The sequence below is a fragment of the Fibrella aquatilis genome (assembly GCF_017353255.1).
Lineage (GTDB): Bacteria > Bacteroidota > Bacteroidia > Cytophagales > Spirosomataceae > Fibrella > Fibrella aquatilis.
Map to the genome: position 1 here is coordinate 1 of NZ_JAFMYU010000014.1, position 19,985 is coordinate 19,985.

Below are 19,985 nucleotides of genomic sequence, written 5' to 3' on the forward strand. Positions count from 1 at the left end.
ATTGTGTAGCTAATAAATCAACTACTGTGTTTTAGCACGAACTGTGCTTACTTTTTCTGCCAATACGCCAAAGAACTGTCCCCGTTTCGAAAACACTTGAACCGTTGTTCGCCTGTTTCTCTCGATTTGGGACTGCAAAGGTAAGGCGACTTTTAGGCCAGCGCAAGCCCCAGACCGAAAAAAGTTTAAAAATCTTTCTCCATAAACGGGTAACTCACTGATCTTGGCGACGATAAAGTTTCTTTGATTGTGCGCATCGATACCCATCGTAACAAATTCAACGAAGAACCTGCCTTATCGTTGGTACCAGAGGCCCTTGCTCCACCGAACGGCTGCTGCCCAACCACCGCTCCCGTTGGTTTGTCATTGATGTAGAAATTACCTGCGCTATTTACCAGCCGTTTGGTCAGCCTGTCAATTACCCCTCGGTCTTTTGCTAAAATAGCTCCCGTTAGCGCATAGGGAGATGTCTGATCTAGTGTAGTCAGAGTTTCGTCCAGCAGATCATCTTCGTACACATAAACTGATAGCACAGGTCCAAACAGCTCGTCGCACATAGTTCGATAAGCTGGGTCGCTAACCTGAATAACCGTTGGTTCTATGAAGTAGCCAATCTCTTTGCTGTAATTACCCCCGGCAATAATAGCCTCACCATCGGCCTTTGCCTGGTCTATGTAGGCAGTGATCTTGTTAAAAGCCCGTTTATCTATAACAGCATTGAACAGGCAGTCGAACTGCTCGACGCTACCCATCTTTTGCTGTTTCAGAGTCTCCTGCACCCTCACTTTCACCTGTTCCCAAAGGCTGGCTGGAACATAGGCTCGTGAAGCAGCCGAGCATTTTTGCCCCTGGTATTCAAATGCCCCACGTACTAAAGCCACTACTACTTCTTCGACGTTGGCAGTGTTGTGAACAAAAACGAAGTCCTTTCCGCCAGTCTCACCTACTATACGGGGGTACGATTTGTATGTCGCAATGTTCTGGCCAATGGTTTTCCAGATCGTTTGGAACACGCTGGTGCTGCCAGTGAAGTGAATACCGGCGAAATCTGGATGATTAAAGATCACCTCACCTGCTTCTGGTCCATCCACATAGATTAGGTTGATAACACCGTCGGGAAGGCCGCTTTCCTGCAAGACTTCTACAATTACCTGAGCCGAATAGGCCTGTGTATAGGCTGGTTTCCAGACAACGGTATTTCCCATTAGGGCTGCCGATGTAGGCAGGTTGCCGGCGATAGCCGTGAAGTTGAATGGCGTGAGTGCAAATACAAATCCTTCCAGCGGTCGGTACTCAACCCGATTCCAAACCCCTGTGGGTGAGTAGGGCTGCTGCTTGTAAATTTCTGTAGCATAATGGACGTTAAAACGCAAAAAGTCAATGAGTTCACAGGCAGAATCTATTTCTGCCTGATAGGCGTTTTTTGACTGTCCTAACATAGTCGCAGCATTAATTCTGGCCCGGTAAGGTCCTGCCAGCAGTTCGGCGGCTTTCAAAAAAATGCTGGCACGGTGCTCCCATGACATGGCTCCCCATGCTTCTCTGGCCCTTAGTGCAGCGTCGATAGCCTGCTGTACGTGGCTTTTATCTCCTTCGTTTATGTAGCCCAGCACATGTGCATGTTCATGTGGGGGGGTCACTTTTAGCTTTCTTTCCGTAAAAACTGGTTGCCCGTTGATCCACATGGGCAGTTGCCGAGTCTCGGCTTTAGCTTCCTTAAGCGCGTTTCTCAACGCCGTTCTTTCCACCGAACCAACGCGGTATTCTTTTACTGGTTCATTTGCCGGTTGGGGCACATGCAACAATCCATTGTTCATTGTGAAGTTTTTCTTTCAAAGTTAGCGGTTTGCCCCGTGAAGTGCAGTGTAGCAGGTTTCTGTGGGTATCGGCACGGCTTTTGCCCCCCTGTTCCAGCGGGTTTCCGTAACTTGCAGCCTGGTTTTTCGCTCTTTTTCTCATGAAATTTTACAGTACAAACTCACCAAATAGGCTTGTATCGCCACAGGAAGCCTTATTTCACAGCCTTCCTGCCGACGGTGGTCTGTACATGCCCGAATCTATTCCGGCATTGCCAGCTTCTTTTCTGAACAGCCTGTCGGGCCGGTCACTGCCAGAGATTGCTTCTGTCTTAACTTCTCTTTGGCTGGGTGATGAACTGTCTTCTTCAGAGGTCGATACGCTGGTTTCGCGGGCGTTTCCTTTCGACACGCCCTTGGTTGAATTGGAGGCAGGCAGGCTATATGCGCTTGAGCTTTTTCATGGGCCTTCGCTGGCATTCAAAGACGTTGGTGCCCGGTTTATGGCTGGCCTGATGTCGCACTATGCTGACCGGTTTTCGCGCGAAGTGCATATTTTGGTAGCTACTTCTGGTGATACGGGTGGGGCAGTGGCCATGGGGTTTCATAATGTGCCAGGTGTCAGAGTCTCTATCCTGTATCCAAAAGGACGGGTTAGTCTGTTGCAGGAAAAGCAACTGACTACTTTGGGCGGCAATGTTCAGGCTTACGAAGTTGACGGCTCGTTCGACGACTGTCAGGCAATGGTGAAGCGGGCTTTCTTGGACGCGGAATTGTCACAGACCTTTTCGCTGTCATCGGCCAACTCGATCAATATTTTTCGGCTTATCCCGCAAAGTTTCTACTATTTCCGGGCACTAGCTCAATTGGATAAAGGCCACGCGCCGGTTGCTTTTTCTGTACCCAGCGGCAATTTTGGAAACCTTAGTGCGGGTGTCTTGGCCTGGCGAATGGGCATGCCAGTTCAGGCTTTTGTAGCTTCGACTAACCTAAACAAGGTGGTGCCCGACTATTTGCAGTCAGGCAGCTATGCTCCCATAACTTCGCTGGCTACGTTATCCAATGCTATGGATGTAGGCAACCCGAGCAATTTTGTCAGGCTCAAACACCTCTTCCATGATGATTTTAAAGCGCTGTCGGAACTTGTAAAAGGGTATTATTTTACTGACGATCAGACCGTTAGCGAGATGACTTCGTTACATGATCATTACAATTATATAGCTTGTCCCCATACGGCAGTCGGCCTATTGGGCTTGCAGAGTTATCAACAAAACTATGTGGATAACTGCGGAATAGCGTTGGTAACTGCCCATCCGGCGAAATTCAACCCCGCTGTCGATACCATTTTTGGACACGCTATTGACGTGCCGGAGCGACTAGCGGTGTTAAGTGCCAGACAAAAGCACGCCGTAGCTATACCAGCCTCCTTTGAAGATTTCAAAGAAGCACTGCTGCAAGTTGCGTAGCACGTTTCGCCTACTTATTAACACAAAAGTCCCGATACACTAACATATCGGGGCTTTTTGCATAAAATCGTCCTAGCTAATTCAATTCACAACATCGCCTCGTAGCTGGCGAATGCGCTTGCGTGAATCAGCGGCGAAGATGCTGCCCGGATAAGTCGTTAACAGTTGTTCGTACAGCTTGATAGCAGCAGCACTATCCTTCTTACGCTCGTCAACTAATTTAGCTTCTTCATACAGCGCGTCATCGGCCAGGATGTCCATTGGGTATTTGGCCACAATCGTTTTCAGGTTCGTCAGCGCCTCATCAACCTTGTTTTGCTTTAACTGGATTTTGGTCTGTAACCAACGCAACTCATCAGCCAGCGTGTGTTGCTCATACTTTTTTAGCATCACGTCTACCTGCGCAGAGGCTTCGTCCAGCTTATTTTGGAACAGCAGCAGGTCTATAGCTGCATAGTCACGCATGGCGTTTTCGGTACTATCGAGGCCGGTGTTGTCCAGAATGAGCATACTGAGCTGTTCAGCATCATTGGCTATTTCGCGGGTGGTAGCCATTTTAAGTACGTCGAGTACTGACTTGGCCACGGTAAAATCGCCTTTGTAGTAATGCAGTTTGGCGTTTCTCAGTTTGGCCTCGTAACCTAGCAGATCATCTTTTTCTGACTTCTCCACCTGCGAATACAAGAGAGTCGATTCCCACGGCTCGTTCTTGAGCAAATACACGTCGCCTTTGTCCAGCTTGCACTTATCCACAAATTGCTGGTCACTTTTCCCCATCGTTATCGCCTGATCGAGCATTACGATGGCCGAGTCTTTTTCGTCTAGGTAATTGGCATACAGGTTAGCCGAACTGCGGAGGGCGTCCAACGTCTTCGGGGTGACACCCACTTCGCTCAGGACACGCTGATAAGCCTTTATCAACTGCCGGATCTCCGTCTTTTCAATTGGGTACGTGTTTTTGACTTGTTCCTCACGGGCGTTTACCAGCATCCGGCGGGCATAGGGATAGAAGGCACCTTGCGGGTGGTTGGCAATAATGTATTCGTAGGCGTCCACTGCGGTCTTGTATTCTTTATTAGTCATAGCCAAGCCGGCTAGTTCAAACACCTTTGCACCCGCTAGTTTCATGCGTTTGTCCATGGCCTTTTCCTGAAGCAGTGCCCGGCTGAACTTTTGCTTCTGGAGGTAATACCAAGTGAGCATATCGTTTGTGGCTAATGACTCAGGGGCTTTTTGTACCTCAGCGTATAACACCTTTTCCAACAGCGGTTCGTCTTTGGTGTTGATAACTGTCTGGAAAGCCGCCTGCACTCGTTCGCGTTGATCGTTTCGTTCGGCTAGGGGCAGCAGCGTTTCTATCCAGGCTGTCAGGTTGTTTTTGGCGCGGTACAGCGTGGCCAATTCCTCGGCCATAACCATCCGGTCATTTGTTAGGGCCTGCGCTCGCTGTAGAGCCTGAATGGCCTGGTCTGTTGCACTGACATCAATCAGCAATTCGCCTAGGCGTGCTATTCTTATGGGATCGTTCTTACTGTACTCATATGCCTGCTCAAACAGCTTGTTGCTGGCGGTGGTGTCATTGCTATTATCCCGCACCCGACTTGCCAATAACACCAACGCCTGTGGCCGCACGGGGCCGTTCACCTTGGCCCATTTTTTCAGTTGCTTATCTGCCTCGTCAGTATGTTTGCTTTTTATCAGACTAGTGATGTACCGATTCATCAACGGCCAGGCAATGCTGGTTTCTTCGTCAGCCTTTTTCAACCGCTTGCCATACTCCGCAGCGGCTTTCTCAAACTCACCCTTCTGAAAATATTCGTCGGCCAACGCTTCCTCCGATTGGGCCTGCACCCATCCGCTCATCAGCAGCAAACCAGTCATAAGTAATCCACAAGCCCTATTTTTCATTTTATAAGAAGGTTTCTTAAACTAAACTATTAGAGTTATTAGCCCTGTGCATATGTGAACAACTACCTTATCCACTTCGTCCTGAAAACACTGTGAACAACTTTTCAGACTTATCCACCGTCTTATCAGCGTTATCACCACCTTGATGACTCCTGCACAGCTATTTAGCTAGCTTTTCCACATTGTCCACATTGCAGTGATGTGTATTTGTCGAAAACTTATGTCAACAATTTCGCTCGATGATAAGCCGATCTAAGATTGTCTACAACAGGCTGCTTTTGCACATGCCACTGTGTTGATAACGTTTAAATGTGCAGAACGCTATGGCCATCCACAATTTTGGTGCAACAACTGACTCGCTATCCACACGTTATAAACAGTTATCCACCGTGTTTTACACAGAAAACCAGCGAAAAATATAGTTTAAATTGACCTTTTTTAAGACGCATCCCAATGTGGCCATGAAGGTATTACCCATGCTATGCATTCATATAGATACCAATGGAAGAGGGCTGCACAAATCATACCTGATCTGTACAGCCCTCTATCTTTGCTTTTCTTACGAGCTAACTAATAGCTGATGTTAATATCGTCTAGCTCGAAGTTCTGTTTGACGATGAGGACATCGCGCAGGTAGACGATAGGTTCGGCCGGGACGCGGAACTCATAGCGGCCAGTGTCCCATTTGTTGTTGTTGTTTGTATCTATGATAAGCCTCATTCGGTAGCGGCCCGGCTTGAGGTTCTGGAATGTGTAATTGGCTACGTCGCGCAATCGTCGGGTTACGGTCTTCTGCTCATCAATCAACTCCAGGATATAGTGGGGTTCCTTGGTGATCACTCGTCCGCGAACAAGTCCGAAATTTTCGGGATCGGCAATTGGGTACGTGATGGTGGCCACGCTAACGGTATCGCCCAGGACGCTGGTAAAGGCGTCTTTGTCGATTTTTATCCGGACGAATTTTCGGGCCTTTGTTTCGAACCGATTTGTCAATTCAGTTTCGCCCGCGTTGAACGTGCTTGATTTGGCCAAACTCAGGTCACCTGTAGTCAGGCTGTCTACAGAGATCTGAATACGTTTTGGGTTAACCGTTTCTACAGGTTTATTGAATCGTAGTACCCAGTCGAACGTTGGGTCAACAGCCTCATTTGGTGCTGGTATGGGTTTGTAAACAAATTCTTCCGGTTTCTCCCGCTTCGATTTTGGCCTGAAGCTAATAGTGTGTTTCAGGTTTGTAGTAGTTCCCAAAGAGTCGCGCACCACTAACTGAATTCCCACCGTGTCGGCGGTTTGTACAGTTCTAAAAAATTTGATCTGGTTTGGCGACAGCAGCATCGACGCCATACTGTCGGCTGGGTTTCGGAAGGCAACGGTATACGCCTCGATTCCTTTGCTCAAATTGATCAAATAACTATCCGATCTCGATTCACTGCGGCCTATGCGCGGCGTACTGTTGTTCTGGTTGAACAGCAAAACCTCAACGCCCGTAATATTTTGGTTAATGGTTATCCGTTTTGGGGCAAAGCCAATCGTCTCTGACTGGGCATTAAAAACGAAATTGTTGTTTTGATCGGTGAAAGCAATCACGTCATAATCTCCGCTGCGAATGTTTTCAATGCGGAACCGGCCCGACGTATCTGTTTTGCTGTAATAGATAGGTTTGAATTTTACGGCATCGAGCGTGTCGCGTGGTGCGTAGAGGCCTACCAATGTGCCAGCGGGTGTGGTGGTACCACTAACAACGTCGCTCACCTGGCCATCAATAGACAATGAGTCGAGTTGATTCCCAGTGCTGAAAACTAGTTTAATGTTGGTGGCCGGGTTGCGCTCGGTAGCATCTTTTATGGCATCCGTGAAACTGATGGTGTAGGTTGTGCTGTCTTTGAGCGGTTCGTTAAATGTTAACACTACGCTGGTTGGCTTCACTTTATAGTCGAACGTAATGCCGCTGCCTGGCGTGATGATCACCTTCTGCGGCAGGTTTTCGGCCGTTATATACTCGTTAAAGAATAGCTCGACCTGCTTCGGCTTCACATTTCGCGCCCGCATTTTTGGGCTGCTATCAATCATTTTTGGTGCTAGGGTATCTTTTTTTCCACCGGGTGGCTGGGCTACCTGCGCGCAGTTGCTGGCGAGGTACACGACGATTAGTAATAAGAAAACGCCCCACAGCGAGGGCGTTCGGGTTGATGATTGGCGATGACTCATTTTACTTTTCTAAACAAATAGGTCAGGCTTGAATAATTGCCGGTCTTGGCGGCTTCTCTGTTCGAGGCTATTCCTGCCTTCAGACTTTCTGCATACTGCGTTTGGCCATCTCTGGCTTTGGTGCTCATCATGGCTATATAGAACGCATCGAATTTCATGGGCACCTGTTTTTCCAGCGCAAAGCCTGCTGGTTCAATCAATCGTTTTAACACGTCGGGCGCAAAATGGTACAGGTGCCGGGGTACATCATAAGCCGCCCAGTGTTGCTTGAATTGTTTGGCATCAGCTGATAGCGGATTGGGGATGGCTATGACTAAACTCCCTCCTATCCGTATCGAATTGCTAAGCCGATTTATCGTTTTGGACAAATCAGCTACGTGTTCCAGTACGTGCCACAGCGTAATAACGTCGAACGGCCCGGCAGCATTGATGTCGTTAACATTCATTAAGATGGGTTTCTCTACCCTTTCTGTTGCCAGTTTTCGTGCATCTGGGTCTGGTTCGTAGCCATTTACAGTCCAGCCTTTTTGCTGGCATGTTTCCAGAAATGCACCTGTACCACATCCGTAGTCCAGCAGTTTGCCAACCTTCCCCATTGCGTTCCGAATTAGTTTTTCTTTCTGTTGCAGTGTATATGAGCGCACGGTTCGATAGGCAACGTCCATTAGTCCAGTGCGCGTGTCGTCGTGCGAGATGTAAGCATCAGACTGGTAGTATTGGCCAATGCTATCGGCATCGGGCCGGGGATTGGTAAACAACAACTGACATTGGCTGCACTGCTGAATGCAAAAGACACGCTGGCTAACCAGCGTGTCGGTGCAATGGATATACGGTAAAAATTTGTCTCCGCCACAGAGCGGACAGTTTGTGAGTTCTTCCACGTTAACGACCCATGTAAACTAACAAAATTGAAATATCAGATGGGCTTACGCCACTGATGCGCGTGGCCTGTCCTATTGTCTTCGGCCGCTGTTTCTTTAGTTTCTCCCGACCCTCAAACGACAATGCTTTCACCTTATCGAAATCAAAAATGGAAGCAATTTCCAACGACTCCCAGCGTGATAGCTTCTCGGCATTCTGCCGTTCACGGCTCAGATAGTCATCGTATTTGATCTCAATCACGGCCTGTTCAACCGTTTCCTGTGTATACGCATCTACCGCCGCGTGGGCCGATGTGCTGGACAGATTAAGCAACGTCAGGGCATCAGCCATGTCTATTTCGGGCCGTTTCAGCAGGCTATACACTGTCGATTTCTCGCGCAGACCAGCCGACCCCTTTGCTTCCAGCCAACTGTTTACCTCGTCGGGGCGCAGTTTTGTTTCGCGGAAGAGCTGTGTCAACTGGTCAATGTCGACTTGTTTTTTCTGCGTGTTTGCCCACCGTTCGTCGCTTGCCAAGCCTAGTCTATGGCCCATTTCGGTCAGGCGCAGATCGGCGTTGTCCTGACGAAGTAAGGTTCTGAACTCTGCCCGTGAGGTAAACATCCGGTATGGTTCTTCGGTCCCCTTCGTTATCAGATCGTCGATCAATACGCCGATATATCCCTCCGACCGCTTGATGGTAAACGGCTCTTTTTCGTGTACGTTCTGGTGTGCGTTGATACCCGCCATCAGACCCTGACAGGCGGCTTCCTCGTAGCCGGTAGTACCGTTGATCTGTCCGGCGAAGAATAAATTAGCCACCCGCAGTGTCTCCAGCGTAGGTTTCAATTGCGTCGGGGGGAAGAAATCATATTCTACCGCATAGCCTGGACGGAACATTTTGGCTTTCTCAAAACCCGCAATTTTCTGCAATGCCTTGTGCTGAATGTCTTCGGGCAGTGAGGTTGAAAAACCGTTTACATACACTTCCACGGTGTTCCAGCCTTCGGGTTCTACAAAAATCTGATGCCTGTCTTTATCGGCAAAGCGGTTGATTTTGTCTTCAATAGATGGGCAGTAACGCGGGCCTAATCCCTTGATTCTACCGGTGAACATGGGTGATTTTTCAAATCCTTCTTTCAGCACACTATGCACCGATTCGTCGGTATAGGTGATCCAGCATGACCGTTGGTTGGTCAGCGCTGCCGTATTTGAGTAAGAGAATTTGCCCGGATTTTCGTCGCCTTTCTGCTCTTCCATTCGTGAAAAATCAAGGCTTCGGCCATCTACGCGGGGTGGTGTGCCGGTTTTCATGCGGCCTGTTTCAAAGCCCAAGTCAACCAGTTGCTCGGTTAAGCCCGTCGCTGAGCGCTCGCCGGTGCGGCCACCGCCAAAGGTTTTTTCGCCAATGAACATTTGGCCGTTGAGGAATGTACCATTGGTCAGGACAACGCTTTTTGCCTCGATAGTCACGCCCAAATTAGTTTTAACACCTTTCACACGGCCGTCTTTTACGATAATTTCCGACACAGTATCCTGCCAAAAATCAACGTTTAGCGTGCGCTCCAGTGTGTCTCGCCATTCTTGGGCAAATAGTACCCGGTCGCTCTGACAACGGGGACTCCACATGGCGGGGCCTTTCGAACGGTTCAGCATCCGAAATTGAATCATGGTCTTATCGCTGATAATACCTGATTGCCCTCCGAGTGCATCTATCTCACGCACGATTTGCCCTTTTGCCACACCGCCCATCGCAGGGTTGCACGACATCTGGGCAATGGTGTGCATGTTCATTGTAATCAGCAACACGCTCGATCCCATGGTGGCGGCTGCGGTGGCAGCTTCACATCCAGCGTGGCCTGCTCCTACTACAATGACATCGTATGTACTATGCATTGGTCTGTGAAATTGAAAAATGTTCCACGTGGAAACTTTTGAAAATCTTGCAAAAGCGAACGCTATTTGGTCAGTTTTTGCAAATATCGATTCGACTCACGCTTGTAGTATAAGTTATATGCAGGCGAAACGGTTCGCAACACTTCAACCTGACGCGTAGTAGTAGGCGGAACTTCAGCATGATACGAAGGCTGACTTTGCTTCAATTGCTTTGCTGCTTCCGCTTTACGTTTAGGATCTTCTTCCTGCTGTTGCAACGCCTTCTCAGATTCCAACAAGCGAGTCAAAATATCTTTCTGCCGATTTAGCACAGCCGGATTTACGCGCTTGTTAACGAGATCAGTTTCTGTTTCTTCCATCTTCTTCAATAAATCATTCACCTGCTCGGCCTGTTGTTTGCCCACCTCGGTGCCTTTTGCTTTGTCTTGCATATCCTTCAGCATATCGCGCAAAACGGCCTGTTCAGCGGCAAGGCGAGATAGCTCTTCCGATAAAGCCCTTCCCGATTGACCACCCTGAGATAGCTTCTGAATGCGCTCATTCACCTGCTGCTGCTTGTCGCCCATGCCCGGCGAAGGTTGCTCGCCCTTACTTTTGCCTTTACTTTTTCCCGAACCAGGCATCGCCATTGCCTGCATCGCTGCCTGCATCTGCTTGAAAGCGTCGTTAAGCATCAGCGACAGGTTGTTGATAGTAGTCATAGCAAACTGCTGTTTCGAAGATGCCATATTCAGTTTACGCTCTTTCAAATACCGTGAACTCTCGTCCATGTAATAGCGCATATTCGTTAACTCTCGCGTTACAAATGGTTGAATTTGGGGTTCCCGTGAGGCCAATGAGTTAAGGCTATCTTCAATCACCTTGGCGTTATCCTGCAACCGAATCTGTTCCTGTGACAGCTTCACCACCCGTGGGTCTTGTAGGTTCATGCTGCGGAAATCGCGCATAAGCCGCTCCTGCGAGAATGAGAGCGTAATAAGGTTGTCGAGCAGGTTGCGCAAATCATCCAAATTTTCCGACATGCTTTTCATATCCATACCCTCCATCGATTCTTCCATCGACTTGGCCATGTTGCGCATTGACTTAGACGTTTTCTTCTGCGATTCAGATGCCTTCTTTTTCTCCTTCTTATCGAGCGAATTTTTCGATTGCTCCATCTGCTTCTGAATCTCCTGCTGCTCCTTTTCCTGCGGGTCAGGCGACGACATTTTCTCTTTCTCAGCTTCCTTCTGAAGTTTATCTAACTGCTCCTGAAGCTTCTTGAAATCTTCCTCGGCCTTCTTCTGATCTTCCTTCTGCTTCTCAGTTTCTGCTTCGTCTTTCTTAGGATCTTTCTGCTCTTCCTTGTTCTTTTCGGCCATTTGATCCTGCTTGTCGGCCTGTTTTTTCAACTCATCAATGGCATTCTGGAACTTCTGATTCTGCTGCATTTGCTTGAACATCTTCAGCGCACGGTCTAATTCCTTTTCCAGGTTGCGCTCTTTCCGGTTCAATTGATTGAGCAGATCGGAGGCTTTTTCGTCCTGCTTTTTTTCCATCATCTGCTTCAGTTCCTCGTACATCTTTTTCGATTCGGGGTCCTGCATCTGATCAAATAGCTTCTGCAACTGCTCCATTTTCTGCTTCAGCGAGTCCTGTTGCTGCTGACTCATCCGCTGCTGCGTCTCGTTCGTCTTGTTGAATTGCTCCTGCAACTTCTGGATCTCGTTCATCAATTCTTCACGCTTCTGAAGAATATCCTGCAACTGTTTTTTGTCCTGAAAATCCGATGTCTTCTTCGTGCGCATCCGCTCTTCCAGAGAAGACAGCTCTTTTTTAAGCGCCTGCGCTTGCTTCAACGCCTGATCCATCTGCTGCTCTGTTTTCTCTGCCGACTGCTCCACCTGCTTCTGCAACTGCTCTACGGAGGGCACCGTAAACGTAATCAACGATGAGCGAGTGGTTTTAGGGCCGTGTACGCCGTCGTTATCGGCTACCTGCACATAGTATTCAATCTTGTCGCTTGGCTTCAACTTCAAGCTATCGAGCGACCAGTTATAGGCATAGTTCTGCGAGGTTGTGGCCGTGTTGACCGGAATAGCTTTTGAGAATGCTTCCTTCTTGGGTGAGTCGGCCCGGACAACCGAGCCTACTAGCTTGAGTGACGAAAAGCCGTAATCGTCCGTTACCTGACCATAAAGGCCAATGAAATTGTAGGCTACAGAATCGCGGGTTTCCTGCAAGCTGATCTGCGGAAAACGGTCGGGAATAACCTGAATACTATAGGTCAAATCGGCCGCATTACGGGCGTGTTGATTGCGCAGTTGCAGCGAATACGTAGCCGATTGGTTAGCGCGGGTAGAGAGGCTGAAGGCGTTATCTTCAATAGACTCAGCCAACAAACGTCCCCCCGGCGTGAACTGAACGGCCAGCGAGTCGGTGTGATCGGCCAGGAATTTCCAATTGATGCGTGTTCCCTCCGGCACGAGCAGATTCCCCACATTGGCCAATTGTTCGGCGGGTTTGTTCAAGTAAGCGGGATAAGACAGCGCCACGTCAAACGATAATACAGCAGGCCGGTCGAGCAAATGCAACGTGTAGGGTGTAGAGGCAAACCCTGCGGCTTCGACCTGAAAATTGACATCACGCTGCACATTGTCGAACGTGTACGCGTACGCATTCGGTCCAGTTTGCTCTAGTTTGAAACGCGTATCATTCGAGACAAGATAAACGGTTTGCGGAATAGCACGGCCTTCCAGATGAAGTTGGAATGTGAAATCCTCATTCCGAAAAGCCTCCAACTGCTTCGAGTCGACCACGAATTTAAAGGGCGCTTCTTCAACAAACTGCTTGTCATACTGCACAATCCGCGACGAGCTGTTGGTAAAAAAAGCAGGATACAGTACCAAAATGCCAGCGATGACAACCGCAGGTAAAGCCGCGTATTTCACAAAACGGCGGTTTTTATCTAACTGAATAGCCGACGAAAAGCGCGTAATCAACAACTGCTTCGACCGCTGTTCTACACTAGCCCGGAGTAATTCACTATCACTCGCCGTTAGCGACCGGAGTTGGAGCGTATTCAACAATTTATCGCCGATGTTGGGGAAGAACTGACCAATCTGCCGAGCCGCTTCTTCATCAGAAATAGGTTTGCGGAGGCCGTAAAGACCCATGGCGGGCTTGATCAGGTAAACGTAAGACCCGGCCAGAAACAGCCCGACAAAACTGAACAGCATAGCCGCCCGGACGCCCGAGCTAAAATGGCCAACGTATTCCAGCGTATTCAATAGCAAATAGGCAGCCAGCAACAGGCCAAGGAATAAGAGTGACCCTTTAATAAGCTGATTCTGGAAATACCGTCGTTTGTATTCGTCGATTTGGCTGAGCAAACTTGCGAACGAAGAAGTGGCTTGCATAAGGCTATTCGGTTAAAAGGGCGGCGAAATAGTTGAGCACGTGTTGTTTCAATAAATCTTCCTGAGCAAAAACGTCGCCGAAAGGCAATGGCTTTAATAAGTTAAACAAAGGCCAATTGTCTTTGTCAAAACCGGCCCGTTCGTAATAGCCAGGTTCCACCAGCACAGTGCACACACCCACGTGAAGAAGATCCTGCTTCTGCTCTTTTGAAAACCGCTTTGGCCCCCGCCCCAATTCCTGCATCCCGATTAAAAAAAGCACCCCGTTAAGATCGGCGGGACGTTTACCTACTAGGTCGGTGAGACGATCCATGAGGTCATCCCAGGTGTGTAGCGTTGACGGATCGGTTTGCATTTAGGATACTGATTACGAATGACTAAAATTACACTATAGAAACGACCATTGCCGGTGATTCCGTTCATACGCTCCGTATTCGAGAATTTCGTTTATCTCTTTTTTCCTGTACTCTGTAGCGGCTGTTACCGAATGATGTACGGCGAAGAAAAGGGACTGTGCAGCACCTGCCGGATGGACCTGCCGATTATTACCACCGACGAAGAACAGGAACAGTTGCGCCAGAAATTCAGCGGCCGTGTGCTGGTTGATTACGTGTATGCATACGCCTACTTCACGAAAAAAAGCCGGATGCAACGGATCATCCACCAACTGAAATACCGCCACAAAACAGAATTAGGCTATCGGCTGGGCTTGTGGCACGGATATGAATTACTGAGCGCCTCGGCCAAGCCTTTGTGGGCTGATTTGCTGATACCGGTGCCTATACATCCCACACGCAGACGGCAAAGGGGATACAACCAAAGCGAATTGATTGCACGGGGACTATCTGAAGCCATGCAACTGAACTACCGGGAAGACGTGATGGAGCGCACCAAATTTATTGCCTCTCAAACGCGCAAAAACCGGTTTGAGCGCTGGCGAAACGTGGCCTTGGCTTTCCGCGTGAAAGATCCCGCCGCCGTTCGGGGAAAACATGTGGCCCTGGTAGACGACGTACTAACCACGGGTGCCACGCTGGAGGCCTGTGTGGTTGCCTTGCGAGAGGCGGGTTGTCAGACCGTCGGAATACTAACAATAGCGGCCACCCGATAGTCGAGTGGCCGCCTAGCACTGTGTATGTTTTGGTGGACTACCGGCTCCGGCCTACGCCGATCATGGCACAACGGAAACCAATCGTAGCCGTAGCTGAATCCTGATCCATAAACCGGCGGGTACCAGGTGCTAGCCAGTAAGCCACATCGCTCCACGAGCCACCTTTATAAACACGAAGTTTATCGTCGATGATTGAGTTATTGTTCTTCTTATCGTAGTTCTTGGCTTCGTCCAGATATCCATTCCGACGAATCGGGTTGAGGTCGTTTTCAACCTGGAATGACAGAGGACGATACACGTCATACACCCACTCGTTTACGTTACCGGCCATGTTATATAGACCGAAATCGTTGGCAGGGTAAGCGTAAATCTGCTCGGTAATGATAGCTCCGTCGTTTGAGCGGCCCGCGATACCGGCGTAGTCACCACGCCCGCGCTTGAAGTTCGACAGCATCTGACCTTGTTTGCGGCCTTTCTTGGGATTCCGCACCGACGAACCGTCCCATGGGTAGATCCGCTGGTTCGACTGGTTCTCGTCAACGTATTGCGTACCAATCAGCGCTTTGGCAGCATACTCCCACTCGGCCTCGGTTGGCAAGCGGTAATCGGGCAACAGCAAACCACTCTCGAGGCTAGGTTTGGCTGCGGCAGCGGTTGGTGTTTCAGCGGCAGCCACTGTTTCAGCCTCGGCTTGCTTCGACTTTTTCTTCAGCGAGAAGCCGCCTTTCTTTTTGCCTGAAGAATTGCCTTTGGCATATAGATCGGCATTAACGGCCCCCGTCCGCCATGAGGCATAATCATTTGCCTGTACCCAAGATACCCCTACCACCGGGTAATACCGAAATGATGGGTAGCGGAGGTACTGTGTCACGTATGAGTCGTTAAAGGAAAGTGGATTAGCCCAGACGTTAGTGTCGGGCAACGCACGGGTGTACACTTCCTCCGACGAGTCGCGGCGGATAGCGTCGAGGTATTCGAGGTAGTGGATGTTGGCAATCTCCGTTTCGTCCATGTAAAACGATTGGATACTCACCGTCCGCTCGCGGTTATCGCGTGAGTTCATCACGTCTTCTTCCAGCGCACCCAGCGTAAAGCGGCCACCCTCAATAAAAACAAGGTTGGGTCCCGCCTTGGCCCCCGCGAATTTCTTTACTGCAAAGCCGTCCTTTTTATTGTAGGCGATGCCCGTGGCCGTGCTTTCTTTGCCCGGCTTTACACTGGTTGGGTGTTTGGGCTTACAGGCAGCCAGCGCAGCCGTGGCCAGGAGTACATAAGCGGCGCGTTGCAGGTGATACTTCTGAATCATTTTGTGTGTACTTATTCAGTTAATTCGGCTAAAATACGGTTCAACTGGTCGACGCCATTCACGTGTTCATGCGTGAAAATGAGCCTGTTCTTGACCTCCTTCAACGAACACAACTTGGGGTGTTTTTTGATGTAGTCAATTACCTTGCCAAAGCGGTCAGATGTGAAAAACGAGTCAGACTGACTGTCTTTCTCGGAAGAAACGAAGGTTCCTTTCACAATCGTATTTTTCAGCGTCAGTTTTTCCAGGTGTAACTGCTCGGCTTTCCAGCGAACGGCCACCAGCTTGAACAAATTCTCGACCCCGGCCGGAATTGGCCCGAACCGGTCTGCTACTTCTTTCTTAAACAGTTGAAGTTCAGTAGGGTTCTGGATACTATCTAAACGGGTGTACAAAGATAGGCGTTCGGAGATGTTGGTCACGTAACTCTCTGGAATCAGCACCTCCAGATCAGTCTCGATCACCGTGTCGGGCAGTAGTGGGCGGAACACATCAGGGGTATCCATAAACAAGTTTTTGAACTCGGTTTCGCGTAGTTCCTGCACGGCTTCGTCCAGAATCTGATGATACATTTCGTAGCCCAGATCATTCACGAAACCACTCTGTTCAGCCCCTAGCAGATTACCCGCTCCCCGAATGTCCAGATCACGCATGGCGATCTTGAACCCTTCGCCCAGGTCCGAGAAATCTTCCAGCGTTTGCAGCCGCTTCCGCGAGTCGGACGACAGCACCGAAGCCGGGGGCGTGAGCAGGTAACAGAACGCCTTCTTATTTGACCGCCCTACCCTACCCCGCATCTGGTGCAGATCAGACAACCCGAAGTTGTGCGCCTGGTTGATGATGATTGTGTTGGCATTGGTAATGTCCAGCCCCGACTCGATGATGTTGGTCGACACCAGCACGTCGGTTTCGCCTTCAATAAAGCGGGTCATTACTTTCTCTAACCTGTCGCCTTCCATTTGTCCGTGAGCCACACCAATGCGGGCGTCGGGTACAAGCCGCTTGATCATGTTGCCGATGGATTCGATGTCGCCCACGCGGTTATGTACAAAGAAGACTTGCCCACCCCGGCGCAGTTCGTAGCTCACGGCGTCGCGCACGACGGTGTCGCTGAATACGTGGATCTCGGTCGTAATGGGCTGACGGTTGGGTGGCGGTGTGGCAATGACCGAAAGGTCGCGGGCACCCATGAGTGAGAAGTGCAACGTGCGCGGAATGGGTGTAGCCGTCAGAGTAAGCACGTCCACCTCCACGCGCATTTCCTTCAGCCGGTCTTTGGTTTTTACACCAAACTTTTGCTCTTCGTCAATAATCAGCAGACCAAGGTCTTTGAACTTGATGTCTTTGTTCACCAGCCGGTGTGTGCCGATAAGAATACCCAACTCGCCCGATGCCGCTTGCTTCAGGGTTTCCTTCACCTGAGCTGCCGACTTGAACCGGTTGATGTAGCCGATCTTAACCGGGAAGTTGGCCAGTCGCTCTTTGAAGGTGTTGTAGTGTTGCATGGCCAAAATCGTGGTCGGCACGAGCATGGCAACCTGCTTGTTGTCGGTTACGGCTTTGAACGCGGCGCGAATGGCTACCTCTGTTTTACCGAAGCCCACGTCGCCGCAAACGAGGCGGTCCATGGGGTGCGGCTTCTCCATATCGTTCTTGACATCGTTGGTCGCTTTGGCCTGATCGGGGGTATCTTCATAAATAAACGATGATTCCAATTCGGCTTGTAGAAAGGAATCGTGCGAATAGGCGTAGCCTGGCGCGTTTCGCCTTTTTGCATATAAAGCGATCAATTCGCGGGCAATGTCTTTAACCTGCTTGCGCACCTTCGACTTGCGCAGATCCCATTCCTGCGTACCCAACTTGCTCATCGTGGGTGGGCCTCCCTCCTTCCCACTATACTTAGCGATCTTGTGGAGTGAGTGAATGCTCACGAGCAGGATGTCATTATCCCGATAGATCAACCGGATTGCTTCCTGATCGTTGCCGTTCATGTCAACCCGCTCCATGCCGGCAAACCGCCCGATGCCGTAGTCAACGTGGGTTACGTAGTCGCCGGGTTGCAGGGTCTTGAGTTCACGCAGGGTTAGGGCCTTCGACTTGCTGAACTTGTCGCGGACACGGTACTTGAAATACCGGTCGAAAATCTGATGGTCGGTGAAGCAGACAATTTTCAGCGTATCGTCGGAGAAACCCTCGCGGATGCCGACCTGCATGGTCTGGAATTTCAGCAGTGGGTCAATCTCGTCGAAAATAGTACGAAGCCGTTCCAGCTGCTTGAACGACTCGGCCACGATGATAGTGGTGTAGCCCTTGGTGCGGAAATCATTCAGCGCATCGGCCACCCGTTTAAATTCCTTGTTGAATGACGGCTGCGGCTTAGACGGGTACGAAAGCTTCGAGTCGGTTTTAAAATAGAACTTTCGGCCAAACTCTACCGTGGTCAGCGCCTTAACCTGATTCAAAAACGCCCGGCGAGTCTCGAATAGCGCTTCGGGGTTTTCCACTACCTGAATATCGCCGTTGCCCACTGCCCGCGAGAGGCTCAGTTCGGCCTGCTCGAAGCTTTTCTCCACTATCTCCAGCGCATACTCAATATCCTTAAACCACAGGCAGGTGTCCTTGGGCAAAAAGTCTAAAAACGATTCGCGGACCTCCTGCGTCAGACGAGTCTGCACGTTGGGAATGATGCTGATCTGCTCTAATCTATCCGTCGAAAGTTGGGTTTCGGGGTTAAAATGCCGGAGACTTTCTACATCGTCGCCGAAGAGTTCGATCCGGTAGGGAAACTCAGACGCAAACGAAAACACGTCGATAATACCCCCCCGCACTGAAAACTGCCCGGCTTCGTAGACAAAGTCGGTTTTCTCAAACTCGTACGTCTGCAACATCTCCGACACAAAGTTGGTATCGAGCTTGTCGCCTATGCGCACGGCCATAGTGTTCTCGCGCAACGACCGTTTATTAATCACCTTCTCCGAGAGCGCCTCCGGGTAGGTTACGATCAGGCTGGTTGGCGCTTTGTTGACTGCCGCTGTGTCTGACTTTGCTGGCCCCAAACTGATTCGGTTAAGCACCTCGGCCCGCATAAGCACGTTGGCGTTTTCGACCTCTTCGTACTGATACGGTTTCTTGTACGACATCGGAAACAACAGCACGTTGCTCGAAGAGTCTACCGAGCTAGCCGGTCGGTCAGAAAACCCAAGCAGGTTCTGGAGGTCATTAAAGAAGTAGGACGCCTCTTCGCGGTCGGTGAGGACAAAGAGGTGGGTGCCGGGCACTTGGCGCGTCAGCGTGGCTGCAATCACGGCGTCGAGGCTACCCGTGATGCCTTTCACCTGCACGCGAGATGGCTCTGCCGGGTTGCGTTCCAGCAGTGGCTGAGCCAGGAGTTGAAGGAAGGGGTCCTCAGCGTACAAGGACAGAAATTCGGTAGTCGTCAAAGCTAAAAAGTAGTCTAACGTTCACCCGCCAAAAGTGGCCGGTAGGAACACGAAAAGCCGCCAGGCGATAAACCCGGCGGCATAAATACAAACCTGAACACTCCCGAAATGTTCCTTCCGAACTGATTCTGTGGGCTGTATTTGCGTAGCTCTATCCTACAGTTTCAAAAGCGATACCCTCCTGCTCCAACATCTGTTCCATGCGGGGACTTTTTTCAAAAACAACCGACAACTCTTTCTTGTCGGCCATGTCAGTTTCATCGTCGGCCATCCATTTCCAGTCTTCTACAGTGGCTTCCAGAATGGCTAGGATAGAAGCCAGCTTTTTGGGGTCGCGCTCCTGAATGATGAACTGATCGGTATTGGTGAAATAGAGTACAATGCGCTCATCTTCAAGCCATTGCAAATCATTCAGGGCATCATTGAGCGCGTCGAGATTATTGCCAAAATGTGGGAATTCGAGCGCATCGGCAATCTGGTCATAGAACTGCCGGAGCGTTTTGGCCTTGCTGCCATCAATATGCGCCACCAAGTGATCAGGGAACCGGTCGGCCAACGCCGCTTCGGATGAGGAAAGGATGAAGTTAGCAGCCAT

General features: G+C 50.0%; 12 protein-coding genes. 2 read left to right on the plus strand and 10 right to left on the minus strand.

Features of this window, described 5'->3' with window-relative positions; genetic code table 11:
* Window positions 1-185: 185 nt before the first annotated feature.
* A complete protein-coding gene (gene pruA, locus J2I48_RS16715; RefSeq protein ID WP_207336621.1) occupies window positions 186-1,817 on the minus strand; it encodes an L-glutamate gamma-semialdehyde dehydrogenase in 1,632 nt (543 codons plus the stop codon).
* A 140-nt stretch (window positions 1,818-1,957) separates the two neighbouring features.
* On the opposite strand from pruA, the gene thrC reads away from it, so the two are divergent.
* Window positions 1,958-3,262, plus strand: a complete 1,305-nt coding sequence (gene thrC / locus J2I48_RS16720) for a threonine synthase (RefSeq protein WP_207336622.1) — start codon at window positions 1,958-1,960, stop codon at window positions 3,260-3,262.
* An 81-nt stretch (window positions 3,263-3,343) separates the two neighbouring features.
* On the opposite strand, the gene J2I48_RS16725 is transcribed toward thrC, so the two are convergent.
* From J2I48_RS16725 to J2I48_RS16750, 6 genes are all read right to left on the minus strand, one after another.
* On the minus strand, window positions 3,344-5,143 hold the full coding sequence (locus tag J2I48_RS16725) for a tetratricopeptide repeat protein (protein WP_229376401.1): 1,800 nt from the start codon (window positions 5,141-5,143) through the stop codon (window positions 3,344-3,346).
* A 597-nt stretch (window positions 5,144-5,740) separates the two neighbouring features.
* Window positions 5,741-7,378 carry an Ig-like domain-containing protein gene (locus J2I48_RS16730; RefSeq protein WP_207336624.1) on the minus strand — a complete coding sequence of 546 codons (1,638 nt, stop codon included), beginning with the start codon at window positions 7,376-7,378 and terminating at the stop codon, window positions 5,741-5,743.
* Window positions 7,375-8,259, minus strand: a complete 885-nt coding sequence (locus tag J2I48_RS16735; protein WP_207336625.1) for a class I SAM-dependent methyltransferase — start codon at window positions 8,257-8,259, stop codon at window positions 7,375-7,377. The genes J2I48_RS16730 and J2I48_RS16735 overlap by 4 nt, the downstream gene beginning before the upstream one ends.
* Window position 8,260: 1 nt before the next feature.
* Window positions 8,261-10,135, minus strand: a complete 1,875-nt coding sequence (mnmG, locus tag J2I48_RS16740; RefSeq protein ID WP_207336626.1) for a tRNA uridine-5-carboxymethylaminomethyl(34) synthesis enzyme MnmG — start codon at window positions 10,133-10,135, stop codon at window positions 8,261-8,263.
* A 62-nt stretch (window positions 10,136-10,197) separates the two neighbouring features.
* The gene (locus J2I48_RS16745) at window positions 10,198-13,533 is read right to left on the minus strand and encodes a DUF4175 family protein (protein WP_207336627.1); all 3,336 of its coding nucleotides are present in this window, start codon (window positions 13,531-13,533) and stop codon (window positions 10,198-10,200) included.
* A 4-nt stretch (window positions 13,534-13,537) separates the two neighbouring features.
* Window positions 13,538-13,888, minus strand: a complete 351-nt coding sequence (locus J2I48_RS16750; RefSeq protein WP_207336628.1) for a hypothetical protein — start codon at window positions 13,886-13,888, stop codon at window positions 13,538-13,540.
* 132 nt (window positions 13,889-14,020) lie between these two features.
* Between J2I48_RS16750 and J2I48_RS16755 the strand changes: the two genes are divergently transcribed.
* Window positions 14,021-14,644: a ComF family protein gene (locus J2I48_RS16755; RefSeq protein ID WP_207336629.1), complete on the plus strand. Its 624-nt coding sequence runs from the start codon at window positions 14,021-14,023 to the stop codon at window positions 14,642-14,644.
* Window positions 14,645-14,681: 37 nt separating this feature from the next.
* On the opposite strand, the gene gldJ is transcribed toward J2I48_RS16755, so the two are convergent.
* From gldJ to J2I48_RS16770, 3 genes are all read right to left on the minus strand, one after another.
* A complete protein-coding gene (gene gldJ, locus J2I48_RS16760) occupies window positions 14,682-15,950 on the minus strand; it encodes a gliding motility lipoprotein GldJ (RefSeq protein ID WP_207336630.1) in 1,269 nt (422 codons plus the stop codon).
* A gap of 11 nt (window positions 15,951-15,961) precedes the next feature.
* Window positions 15,962-19,390, minus strand: coding sequence for a transcription-repair coupling factor (gene mfd, locus J2I48_RS16765; protein WP_207336631.1), 3,429 nt, complete (start codon window positions 19,388-19,390; stop codon window positions 15,962-15,964).
* Between the two features lie 151 nt (window positions 19,391-19,541).
* A complete protein-coding gene (locus tag J2I48_RS16770) occupies window positions 19,542-19,985 on the minus strand; it encodes a barstar family protein (protein ID WP_207336632.1) in 444 nt (147 codons plus the stop codon).

Excerpts from the sequence above, each read along its gene's own strand:
- J2I48_RS16730 (WP_207336624.1), bottom strand. The coding sequence starts at position 7,378 with ATGAGTCATCGCCAATCATCAACCCGAACGCCCTCGCTGTGGGGCGTT.
- pruA (WP_207336621.1), bottom strand. The coding sequence starts at position 1,817 with ATGAACAATGGATTGTTGCATGTGCCCCAACCGGCAAATGAACCAGTA.
- gldJ (WP_207336630.1), bottom strand. The coding sequence starts at position 15,950 with ATGATTCAGAAGTATCACCTGCAACGCGCCGCTTATGTACTCCTGGCC.
- J2I48_RS16770 (WP_207336632.1), bottom strand. The coding sequence starts at position 19,985 with ATGGCTGCTAACTTCATCCTTTCCTCATCCGAAGCGGCGTTGGCCGAC.
- J2I48_RS16725 (WP_229376401.1), bottom strand. The coding sequence starts at position 5,143 with ATGACTGGTTTGCTGCTGATGAGCGGATGGGTGCAGGCCCAATCGGAG.
- mnmG (WP_207336626.1), bottom strand. The coding sequence starts at position 10,135 with ATGCATAGTACATACGATGTCATTGTAGTAGGAGCAGGCCACGCTGGA.
- J2I48_RS16755 (WP_207336629.1), top strand. The coding sequence starts at position 14,021 with ATGATGTACGGCGAAGAAAAGGGACTGTGCAGCACCTGCCGGATGGAC.
- J2I48_RS16745 (WP_207336627.1), bottom strand. The coding sequence starts at position 13,533 with ATGCAAGCCACTTCTTCGTTCGCAAGTTTGCTCAGCCAAATCGACGAA.
- J2I48_RS16750 (WP_207336628.1), bottom strand. The coding sequence starts at position 13,888 with ATGCAAACCGATCCGTCAACGCTACACACCTGGGATGACCTCATGGAT.
- thrC (WP_207336622.1), top strand. The coding sequence starts at position 1,958 with ATGAAATTTTACAGTACAAACTCACCAAATAGGCTTGTATCGCCACAG.